Annotated in this window: 10 protein-coding genes and 1 pseudogene; 3 read left to right on the top strand and 8 right to left on the bottom strand. The window is 61.7% G+C overall.

Translation table 11 applies throughout. From position 1 onward, the window contains the following. Positions 1-258: 258 nt before the first annotated feature. The gene (locus tag ACR65J_RS09220) at positions 259-969 is read right to left on the bottom strand and encodes a glycosyl hydrolase (RefSeq protein ID WP_440167991.1); all 711 of its coding nucleotides are present in this window, start codon (positions 967-969) and stop codon (positions 259-261) included. Between the two features lie 475 nt (positions 970-1,444). Between ACR65J_RS09220 and ACR65J_RS09215 the strand changes: the two genes are divergently transcribed. Continuing rightward, the gene (locus ACR65J_RS09215) at positions 1,445-1,798 is read left to right on the top strand and encodes a toxin-antitoxin system YwqK family antitoxin (protein WP_440167989.1); all 354 of its coding nucleotides are present in this window, start codon (positions 1,445-1,447) and stop codon (positions 1,796-1,798) included. Between the two features lie 754 nt (positions 1,799-2,552). Then, complete coding sequence (locus ACR65J_RS09210) at positions 2,553-2,933, top strand: hypothetical protein (RefSeq protein ID WP_440167988.1); 381 nt, start codon at positions 2,553-2,555, stop codon at positions 2,931-2,933. Positions 2,934-3,089: 156 nt separating this feature from the next. On the opposite strand, the gene ACR65J_RS09205 is transcribed toward ACR65J_RS09210, so the two are convergent. The 5 genes from ACR65J_RS09205 to ACR65J_RS09185 form a co-directional block, all read right to left on the bottom strand. After that, positions 3,090-3,389 (bottom strand): PASTA domain-containing protein, encoded by a 300-nt coding sequence (locus tag ACR65J_RS09205; protein WP_440168022.1) that lies wholly within the window; start codon positions 3,387-3,389, stop codon positions 3,090-3,092. A 177-nt stretch (positions 3,390-3,566) separates the two neighbouring features. Beyond that, positions 3,567-4,340 (bottom strand): DUF4386 domain-containing protein, encoded by a 774-nt coding sequence (locus ACR65J_RS09200; RefSeq protein ID WP_440167986.1) that lies wholly within the window; start codon positions 4,338-4,340, stop codon positions 3,567-3,569. A gap of 216 nt (positions 4,341-4,556) precedes the next feature. Continuing rightward, complete coding sequence (locus tag ACR65J_RS09195) at positions 4,557-5,921, bottom strand: DUF4386 family protein (RefSeq protein WP_440167985.1); 1,365 nt, start codon at positions 5,919-5,921, stop codon at positions 4,557-4,559. 34 nt (positions 5,922-5,955) lie between these two features. Further along, the gene (locus ACR65J_RS09190) at positions 5,956-6,333 is read right to left on the bottom strand and encodes a DUF4386 domain-containing protein (RefSeq protein WP_440168020.1); all 378 of its coding nucleotides are present in this window, start codon (positions 6,331-6,333) and stop codon (positions 5,956-5,958) included. Positions 6,334-6,577: 244 nt separating this feature from the next. After that, positions 6,578-7,300, bottom strand: coding sequence for a DUF4389 domain-containing protein (locus ACR65J_RS09185; RefSeq protein ID WP_440167984.1), 723 nt, complete (start codon positions 7,298-7,300; stop codon positions 6,578-6,580). A 197-nt stretch (positions 7,301-7,497) separates the two neighbouring features. On the opposite strand from ACR65J_RS09185, the gene ACR65J_RS09180 reads away from it, so the two are divergent. Then, entirely contained in the window at positions 7,498-7,776 is a 279-nt protein-coding gene (locus ACR65J_RS09180; RefSeq protein ID WP_307424833.1) for a helix-turn-helix transcriptional regulator, read from the top strand. 357 nt (positions 7,777-8,133) lie between these two features. Here the strand turns inward: ACR65J_RS09180 and ACR65J_RS09175 are convergent. Together ACR65J_RS09175 and ACR65J_RS09170 are read right to left on the bottom strand one after the other, a co-directional pair. Continuing rightward, positions 8,134-9,036 (bottom strand): annotated as a pseudogene (locus tag ACR65J_RS09175) (IS5 family transposase). A 193-nt stretch (positions 9,037-9,229) separates the two neighbouring features. Next, positions 9,230-10,057, bottom strand: coding sequence for a response regulator (locus ACR65J_RS09170; RefSeq protein WP_440167982.1), 828 nt, complete (start codon positions 10,055-10,057; stop codon positions 9,230-9,232). Positions 10,058-10,192: the final 135 nt, after the last annotated feature.

Genomic DNA, 10,192 nt, shown 5'->3' with positions numbered 1-10,192 from the left:
GCAAGATGCAACCGCCGAATAAGCGCCCAATCCTCCACTGTGATCACCCACCCAATCGTTTGGAACAGGTGGCTCAGTTTTCAACCGTCACAATGGCTCAGTTTTCGACCGTCACCGACAAAGCCGCGAATCTTTTGATCACCAGTGGGAAGACGCTAGGCCCTGGCTTTTCGGCATAGCCACAAATTTGCTTCGTCGTCACCATCGCACCGAGGCCAGAAGGCTCAAAGCCTTCGCCAAAGCGGTCGGCCGTGACAGCTACAACGATGGAACAGACCGAGTAGCAGAACGGCTGCCGCCGGCGTAGTTGGGTGCCCACATCATCGCCGAACCCGGCGCCCCCGAGTGCACGGCATCCGCGACCCGGCTGAACGCGGCCTTGTACTCGGTCGGCTGTTGGGACCAGGGGTACCAGGAGCCGTTCATTTCGTGCGCGAAGCGGACGATCACGGGGACGCCCTGGTTGTTGATGGAGACCAGGTCGCTGACCAGCCCGGCGACGACCTGCCCGGAGATCGCGGCCAGGCCCTGCTTGGGTTCAAGGGTCAGCAGCATCATCTGACCGCTCTCCCGGATCTGGGCGGCCGCTTGCAGGAGATGTTTCTGTTCCTGCGGCGTGCAGGGGAAGTCCGCGAAGGAGACGCTGACCGCCGGCTTGTGCCCGAGGTCAGCTGCGTACCCGGAGAGGGGTTTGGCGTCCAGGTTCAGGTTGACCCCGAACAGCGCCCCCGTGGCCGGGACGAGGTCCTTCCGGGAAACCAGCTCGCAGACCGGGATCGCGGCAGCGCTTTGGTTCGCCGCTGCCTCCTTGCTGGCGCGGTCACGCCCGGCCAACCCTCCCGAGATGCTCGCCGCGCCAAACCCGGCCGCCACCACGGCCACAACCACCGGAAGCGCCCACGCCTTGAATCGGCTCCAGACCAGCTCGCGCCGGCTCGGCTCCAGGTCCTCCGATACATCATCAGGCAAAGCGGTACCCCCTGTTGGCCTGCGGTTTTACTCCTCATCCTAGATGTAGCGCCACAAGGGCTTCCATCGGTCACCACCGGCCACTTGCTTGACCCCTGTAGCCTCAAATAGGCCAAATAAGACAGCTCGGGTCTGAGCGATGCGGTGCCCGGCTAGGGATCCTGCTGAGTTCATGTTCTGCCAGTGCGACGAAGACATGGAAGATCAGTCGGCCGTACTGCTGCGCTCGAGCGGGAATTGCGGTGCGTCGCGAACCTCTACTACATCGAGGCTGTGGCCCGCAGCTCCAGCCTCGCGGCCGCGAGGGGTTGTGTTGAGAGGGCGAAAGGTTCGGTACTCGTGGCGGACATGAACAGGTTGATGAATCAAACGTTGAAGGCAGGGCCACGTATAACCGTCGCTGCCCGGTGAACTACGAAGTGTGTAGCCCGGAATGGCCGTTCTACTCTGCCACCCAACCTGTCATAGTCAAACCATGGCAGAGATTCGGAGAGACACGTACAAGGACGGAACGCTGATGGGCGAAGGCATGATCCTTGACGGAAAGAAGCACGGCAAGTGGCGCAATTGGTACCGCAACGGCCAACTCAAGGCCGAAGGCGCCTTTGTTCACGGCGAGTTTGACGGAAGCTGGACGTGGTGGCGAGAAAACGGGGAGCTGCTCCAAAAGGGCAATTTTGTGGACGGCAAGCAGGATGGACGGTGGCAACGCTGGCACGACAACGGTGCTCTTATGGATGAGGGCATTTGGTGCGCTGGTAAGCGCAGAGGCGACTGGGTGTTCCACAACTCTGACGGATCCATCAGGAAGCGCCAAACATTCAGGTAGCCGGAGTATTCGCAAAGTGGAAGGCTCCGCCCAGAAGCCGATTCCAGAAGTCGCGGACCATTCCTGCATTGGGTCATCGGGTCTCCTGCCCCTGGAGGGACCTCCGACGTCAAGAACAGGGGTTCAGAAGGCGTCATCGCCGAGCGAAGCTTGTCCACGCTGGCCCGAGCCAACGTACAGGGCCGCCCAAAACGGGCAAGTGAACAACGACCTCGGAGCCGTCCCGTGAAGGATCCCCAACCGGGCGGCAGTGAGTAGTGCTGCGCTACGTTCCTACAGTTCCTTCTGTGCACCCCAGAAAGCGCGAAAGTCGTCGCCAACCCCATACTCCTGTACATGCTTCATTTGAAGCATGCTGTCCGGTCGACGATCAGGTGAGGGCATCGGCGCCGGGTCCGCGACTCGTCTGCGCCTGGTGCGAGCCAAATTCCTTGGTGCCCCCTCCCGCACATACACGGCAGCAGCGGCGCAAGCCTTCGCCATCATCATGCTTCCTCCCGAGGGCCGGCTCGGACCGCTGTACAGGAGCCACTCGGCCGCAGAGCACACCCTCACGAGTTCATCCTCCGAACACGTCAAGATCCAATCAGCAGTTTCGTCTTCGCCATACTCGCGTAAGTCCCGGGACATGTACGCCACTGGCGCATTCAACATACCGAAACGGTATCGGCGTACGTCGTCCAATTAGCAATCGAGGGATCAGCTGCCCTGCCCGTAACGGGATCGGCTTGTGCGACCCGGTACGCTTCACATCATGACGCCGGAGATCCCCCTAGCCTTCTGTACAGTGCTCGGCGTCCTTGCCGTGTTCCAGTTGCTGCTCATCATCGGGCTTCCCTTCGGCCGGTTCGCGTGGGGAGGCCAAAACCCGGTGCTTTCGGCGAGGCAGCGTGTCGGAAGTGCAGTCTCAATCGTGGTCTACGCGGCTTTTGCACTAGTTGCTCTGGAGCGTGGCGCGTTGATTTCGATCTTCCCGGCCCCCCTTGTTGCTGTGGTTGCGATGTGGGTGATTGCGGCCTATCTGTTGCTCAGCGTGCTGCCGAACCTGGCGTCAAAGAGCAAGTACGAACGGCGAGTTATGGTCCCGGTGTCGCTTGTGCTGGCTGGCCTCGCATTCGTTGTCGCCTTGAGTTGAGCTGGCCGCGACCCGCCTGAGGACTTCCCGCGGCGTTGGCATACGGATCCTCGCCGCCACACCGCCCTGGCAGGCCGGTCTTGGCGAATCGCCTTGCCGAACCAACCACATCAAAAGGCTTCGTAATGTTCCTCTGAGGATCCCTCACCGGACAACTCACGACTCCGTGTCGCCCTCCGCATGAGTTTGCAATGAGGGGGTCGGCCCGCCCGTCTGCTCCGGCACGTCGCTTCGGGCTTGACCGTCCTGAACGAAGGTGATCTGAATTTGGCTTCCCCGCGCAAGGACCGACCCTGCCGGAGGATCTTGGGAGATCACCCAGAATAGCCCTGGCCACGTGCGCGAGCGAAGGCCTGGACCATCAGGGTCCCCGGCTGCGAGACCGAACCCAAGGTTCGCCGCAGTCTCCTGTGCGATATGTACAGGCTGCCCAACCAGATCGGGAACATTTAGCATCTGGCGTTCGACCACCTCGGCATCTCCTTTTGCGCCCGAAAACTGGTACGGCAAACTGAACCGTCTATTCATCAGATTAACGCCGGTGTTCGGTGCGTCCCGTAAGGGATCCTTTAGCGGGCGGTGCAGTCAACCAGCCTTAGCCTGAGGGCGTCAACAAAAACGGGGTTATTCCCCTCATGTTGCTGTGGACTGGCTGGTGTCGGCGTGGTCGGTGGTCAGCGGCGTTGGCTTGAAACCTTTGACGATCAGCCAGATACCTAGGGACAATTCGAACACGGCGACGGGCAGTGCGGCAAGAACGGCGATCGGGGACACCGCGCCGTAGGCGTCGAAGTAGATTGCGATGTCAGAGGCCAGGAGCAGCGGGGCGCCGATGAATGCGATGATCGGCAGGATCCGGGGCACCAGGGCGGAGCGGTAGAGTACGTAGCCCAGGAGCAGGTCGCAGGCCACGGGCATCAGGCTTTGGGAGAGCAGGAATGTCCAGTTGTAGGTTGCCATGAGGCTATGACTGACTGTGACGAGCGAGGCGGAGTCCGTCCCGGCGGTCCCGGCAACGTCGTTCCGCAGGGTGAGGATCGTGAGCAGGCTGACGACGCTGACGAAAATGAGGCAGGTTTCCACGAGTCGAGCGGCCACGAACCCCAGGGCCGCGGTTTGGCTGACCCGCTTGGCCACCGGATAGAGCACCACGGCGGTGCCGATGCCGGCCAGACCGACAATGACCTCGGACAGGGCGCCCCACTGCACCCCGGCGGTGCTGCCGGCTCCCAGGACGAAAGCACCTGCGTCATCCTTCACCGCTTTGTAGAGGGCGAGGGTGGGGATGGAGACGAACGTGAGCACGTACAGGATGCCGGCGGCCAGGGAGATCCGCCTCGTCGGGTGCATGCGGCGCCGCGGGATGGGTGCTTTGATCGGCGGAGTGATGTGGGTGTTGGCGGCCATGGCGTGCTCCTTGGAAGGTGGATGGATCATTAGGTGCGTTGTGCCGGGCGGCAGGGATGGAACCGCATCGGATTTCTTGGCTGTAGATCCCGGCCGGGCCGGGTGGGCTATCCGCGGTGGCGGTTCGTTCTCTCCCAGATCGAGGTGGAACGGTGGGTAGAAACCGGCGGCGGTTTGTCTGCTCGTTTCCGGAGGGGCGGACAGTGCAAGGGGCTGTTAGGGCGTTACGGCGTATGGCTTGAGTTGCCCTCGAGGTGAGGGGGAGTTGAAGCCCTTGGCGATCAACCAGACCGGCAAGAGCACGACCTCGAAGAGTCCGCCGGGGAGCAGTATCAACTGTCCCGGTCCGGCATTCATGTCAACAACGCCGAGGAGGTCAAGGAGGACGCCCAGAGAGAGCAGAAGGTATCCGAAGAGGCCAGTGACAGCGATGCGTCGCGGAACCAGCCGGGAGACGTAGAGCAGGTAGCACAGGACCAGACCGCCGAGGCCCGTTGGAATGTAGACCCAGAGCATCTGGTTGGGGACTACGTGCAGCTGGGTCAAGAGGTAGATACCGCCCACGGTCGAGACGATGAACTCGACGATCCTCAGGATCGGGTACCAAAGGGCCAGTTCCCTGTTGACCGTTTTCAGGACCGGATACATCAGCAGCCCGATGCCGACCACGGCAAGGCCTGAACACAGCATGAGCAGCACGCCGATCGTTGGCGGTGCCGTTGCGGTACCGCCGTCCCCGAAGCTTTGTATCAAAGAATTTCCGATCACCGCAGTGATCATTTGAACGACAAACAAGGCCCCTACGATGATTGCGACCATCCTTCGCGACATGGCATTTACTTCCCTTTGGTTGGTTGACCCGGAGATCGATTGGTTATTCCGGGGATCCGGCGTGCGCCGGTCTTTGTCGCGATCAGGGTATTGGTGAGGGCGAGGCGCCCCGCTGGAGCGGTCTGGAGGGCGCGGCGCAGACGTGTTCAGCCTGATGTTCGCGGTGTTGTCCAGGATTGGATCCTGTGGCGTGCTGCCGTCGACGGACTCGTTCCGGTCGTTCTGGAGAAACCCAACCGGTGGACCATCGATCGTGACTGCTCGCTCTGGGGCATGGATAGAGGCGAGATCGACTCCTTCTGTGCCGCTGACCTTTACCGCAGCTACCTTGAGTCGGGTCAGGAGGGCCGTGTTCATTGCTTGGAAGCCCGCCTCGGTCCTCTGCAGGAGTTTCCCGGTGAAGGGGATGAGGGCTCCGGAAAAGGTCTCCGCTTGCACCAGGCGGGTGCGGCCTTGTTCGAGCGGAATCAGTGTGAATGAGTGCCGGCCGTCGAAGAGTCCGGGGATGCCCATGGTTCCGAGCCACTCCAGGCGCTGATCGGGCTGGACAATAGTGACCCGCGGCTTGAACGTCAACGCTCTGCCCCCTGCCGGGGCGATGCGCACCTGGAGACGTTCTCCGACCGCGAGGACCCCGGACATGGAGGTAATGAAGGGGTTCCAGCTTGCCATCGATGCTGTGTCTATCAGTTGTTTCCAGACCACCGACGGTTCTGCCGGAAGGTCAATCCTTGCCTCTATGTGTTCCATGGCTACTCCTGGACGGTGCTGTTAGTGAGCTGGTTCAGGTTCGGATGAGAGCCCGGCAGCTGTGGTGCGGGGCGTCTTCACGCCGCGGATGAGTAGATAGGCCAACAGCGAGACCTCGCAAATGATCTCCGGCAGGATGAAGATGGCAGCTGATGTGTCCGCTAATGAGGGGGGAGGAACGTGTCAGGGCGTCGACGATGTAGCAAACGGTGGCGAGCATGAGCACGAATGAAAGCCATTTGGGGAACAGGCCGGATCGGTAACCGAGCAGGCCAAGAGCGAATAGCCACAGCCAAGTGAATTGGGCGATCAGGTAGCCGTAGTGTTGTAGGTCCATCAGGAGCAGGACCAGCGCGTGGGAGCCGTCCGCTCCCAAAGCGGTGAGGTAGGAGGTCTGCGTCGCGACGAGCAGTGCCCCAAGCTGATGTCCCCTGGCGCGTACAGATTCACTCGCACAACCTGTACGAACGCACCGAGGATCGCGACCACAAGGTAAAGCAGACCCGCCATCCGCGCCAGCCGCACAGGCGACGCCGGTGGCCCGGATGTTGGCTGGAGGAAGCGTTCGGTGGTAGTCATGGGGTGCTCCGTGTGTACTTGCGGTGATGAGTTCGGATCAGTGGCGCGCGACGTACTCCGGGCGTTGGGTACCGGCGTCATGGGATGACCGGTGCGGGCATCATTGGGGCGTCGTCAGAGGCGATAGCGGATGGTGGTGGTTCACTGCTGCCCAGGTCGAGGCGCAGCGGCGGGTATTGGTCGGTCATCAGCGCTGCGTAGGCGGTCACGCGGAACACCCAGCGGTTCATGCCCATGAGGAGGTCGAACACCCCGCGGGGGTAGCGGCCGGCAAACAGCAGGACGAGACCGGCGATGCAGACCAGCAGGCCGATCAGTCCGCTGCCGTAGGCCCAGGCGTTGCCATCACGCACCTGGTTATAGCCGGCGAAGGCGGCTCCAGTGAACACACCAATGATCAGGTAATGCGGGAGCGCGAGCAGCCACCATTTCACCAGCACGAGTCCGCGGGAAAGCGACTGCGGGTATTCAACGGACAGCCGTGCCGGATAGCCCGGATCGTCGGCCAGCGTGAACGGCGGATAGACGTCGGTGCCCAGGGCGCTGTAGGAGTAGAAGCTGACCCGCCACGTCCAGCGCAGCACGCCGACGTTGAAGTCAAAAATTGCACGCGGATACCTTCCGGTGAACAGGATTGCGAAGAACGCCACCACCGAGAGCACCAGGAAAGCGATCCACAGGAAGAACAGAACAATGATATGCGGGATGATCAGCAGCCATTTGACGAGCCACAGCCAACGGCTCAGCTTTGGGGATTGCCCGCCGTCGAGAGCGAGCGGGTATGAAGTTTGTTGTCCCATGAGAAGCCCTTCCTTGAGCTGTAAACGCTTGCCCAATCGGGGCGTTGGCGTTACAGCGGCGGGCGGGGTCTCTCCAGTTCGGCCAGGTCCGCGAGTCTGTCGGCGGTAGGAGATTCTGCGCCGATACCTGCAACGGTAGGCCGTTATGCCGGACAGGTCAATGAATACATGTCTTTAATGACAGTATAATTGGAGGCATGGCTGAATGGAGTTTCCTGACTAATCACCTGCACGCGCTCTACTGCGTCGCGCGCCACCCCGGGATTCGCATACGTGAGATCGCCGAAAGCGTGGGGGTCCAAGAGCGGGCGGCGCACCGTATCGTTTCGGATCTGGTCGAGGGCGGTTACTTGACCCGCCGTCGGGTCGGGAGCCGCAACTTCTATGAGCTGCATCCGAACCAGCCGATCCGACGGGAAGGTCTGGACGAGGTCGCGGTCGGTGAGATCCTCGACGTACTCCTCAGACGGGAGTAAGAAGCGGCCCACACCGAACGCCTGCCTACAACGCGTCCCGTTGGACGGCAGCGTTGCTCAACTGCGGACTGATCTCTTTGTGGCGTCATTCTGTGATCACGTTATTTTGCACCGGCGCCCGTAAGCCGGTCCTTCAGCGTACATAGGGGAGGCAACAGACAAACCCGGGTGTGACTTCAGCGATAAATGGCTGCTTTTTCGCAGCTCTATTTGGCACACACCCGCAAGGGGAAACCTGAACGCGTGTGATTTCTGGACAACCCTGGATGCGTGCTCATTCCTCATGCTGTTACCGCCTCCGATGCAGCAAGCTGCAGCGGAGGCGGTCCAGAATCGATGGGCACGGACAGATGGTCCTCAGGGCGTGTCTCCTAAAGCTGTCAGACAGATGCTGATGGCCCGAAGGACTGCTCCGCCGCGGTAGGTGAGTGCGAGTTTGTCGCAGCGTGTGGCCAGGGCTCGCCATTGCTTGAAGGTGTTGAAGTTCCGTTCGACGACGTTGCGGCCCTTGTAATCTTCCCTGTCAAAGGCCGGAGGTCGGCCGCCGGTGGAGCCTCGTCGTTTTCGATGACCGATCTGATCGGATGGTTGCGGGATGACTTGCGACGATGCCGCGGTCGCGCAGGTGAGTTCGGATTGCTCTGGAGGAGTATGCCTTGTCACCGCGGACACGGTCCGGGCGGGTTCGCGGTCTGCCCGGGGGGACCGGCGCGGTTGATCTTCAGCTGCCCCATCAGGTGGGTGAACATCGGCGCGTCCCCACCCTGGCCGGGAGCAACGAGCAGGACCAGCGGCCTGCCTTTACCGTCCACCAGGGCGTGGATCTTGGTGCTTAGCCCGCCGCGGGAGCGCCCAATGGCGTGGTCGTCGGGCTCAAGAAACAGATTCATGTAATTCGAGCAGGCCCCCTGTGGTGCGGGGAAGGTTGGTGCCGTGCTGGTGGGCACGGTTCACCGTAGAGTCGACCGAAACCGACCAATCCACTTCACCGCGGGCATCGGCGGTCGTCAGCAGCGCCGCCAGGATGGGTCCCACGTGCCGTCTCCACTGTAGCGGCGGTGCCGCTTCCAGATGGTCTGCCAGGGACCAAACTCCGCAGGGCACATCCCGCCAGGCGATCCCGCACCGATACCGGTAAATGATGCCCTCGACCACGCGGCGGTCGTCGCGGAAAGGACGACCCCGGCGGCCAACTGAGGACGGCAACAACGGCTGAATGCGGGACCATTGCCCGTCAGCCAAAACAGAAGTACGAGACACCCATCCAGCATTCCGGCTAAAGGGTCCCGGGTTTAGGAGACACGCCCTAGGCGTGAAGTGGCCTGGATTTCATTGGGGCAAAGGGAACAGGCGTGGGCGCACATCACCCCCGCGGCCAATTCCAGTTTTTCGATTCGCTGTCCGCGCTGCGGGGCTTACCCGGTTCTGAGGCGCGGTTTTTTAGGCGGTCAGTTTACGAGGATTTCCCTGACTGGTGTTCCCCGGCGTGCGGCCGGGTACGGGCAGCGGCAAGTGCATCAGAAAGCCGCATGGCGTCCAGTAGCAGCATGCTGTCGGCCGGCGGCGCGCTGCCGGCCTCGCTGGTGCAGATAACCAGTGCAGCGGTGACCTCCGCGATCAACTCCGGGTCACGACTGCGCCGGTACTCCTGTGCGAGGTCTCCTGTGTCTTCAAGTTCTCCGGCGACGAAGATCGCGACCTCGGTCCTGTGTGCCATCTCAAATTTCATCAGCACGGATGAGACCATGTTCTTCACGGTCTTTTCGGCCAGAAACATTTCCTGTCCGATCTGGCTGTTGGTCAACCCTCGGGCAACCCTGACCGCTACCTTCATTTCCTGCTTTGAGAGCATCCCGAACCGTCCGTTGGGCCCGTTCTTCCCGTCGGCCTGGATGGGAGCCAGGATGCCGGTCTGGAAACGACGGCTATAAGCGGTGTACCCACGCATTGCGCGCCGGATCAGCCTGAGCAGCTCCTGGTTGTCATCCTGTTGGGACAAGCACCCCCAGGCACCGGCCAAGATAGCCCCAATCAGCACCGCTTCGTCGGTTTCACCTGTCATCAGCACACATCGAATGGTGGCATCAGCAGCTGCGATTGTCCGACACAGCCCGTCACCGGAACCATCGGGAAGATCATCATCAATGATGGCCAAGTCCGGACGTAGCGCAGGGATCCGCCGGGTCGCCTGGCGAACAGACGCGGACTCCCCGGAAACGCTGAACCCGTCAGCCTCCAGCAATCCCCGCAGCCCCTGCCTGACGAGCTCTTCGCCACTCACGATGTACACGCTCCGAGAGGAGGACGCCCACCCGGGGCTAGCATCAGCCGCCATATTCGTTTCCGTTCATCCGCCCCTGAAACCCTGATGGCGTTTGCTGGTTTCCCGCTGCCAATCTGGCCCCACCCTGAAAAG

The organism is Arthrobacter sp. SAFR-044 (genome assembly GCF_059414985.1).
The sequence above is the reverse complement of the archived record's forward strand: the minus strand, read 5'-3'. Positions and strand labels throughout refer to the sequence as shown.

Coding starts and splice junctions, on each gene's coding strand:
- ACR65J_RS09195 (WP_440167985.1), bottom strand. CDS start 5,921: ATGGAACACATAGAGGCAAGGATTGACCTTCCGGCAGAACCGTCGGTG.
- ACR65J_RS09210 (WP_440167988.1), top strand. CDS start 2,553: ATGACGCCGGAGATCCCCCTAGCCTTCTGTACAGTGCTCGGCGTCCTT.
- ACR65J_RS09180 (WP_307424833.1), top strand. CDS start 7,498: ATGGCTGAATGGAGTTTCCTGACTAATCACCTGCACGCGCTCTACTGC.
- ACR65J_RS09200 (WP_440167986.1), bottom strand. CDS start 4,340: ATGGCCGCCAACACCCACATCACTCCGCCGATCAAAGCACCCATCCCG.
- ACR65J_RS09185 (WP_440167984.1), bottom strand. CDS start 7,300: ATGGGACAACAAACTTCATACCCGCTCGCTCTCGACGGCGGGCAATCC.
- ACR65J_RS09215 (WP_440167989.1), top strand. CDS start 1,445: ATGGCAGAGATTCGGAGAGACACGTACAAGGACGGAACGCTGATGGGC.
- ACR65J_RS09205 (WP_440168022.1), bottom strand. CDS start 3,389: ATGCTAAATGTTCCCGATCTGGTTGGGCAGCCTGTACATATCGCACAG.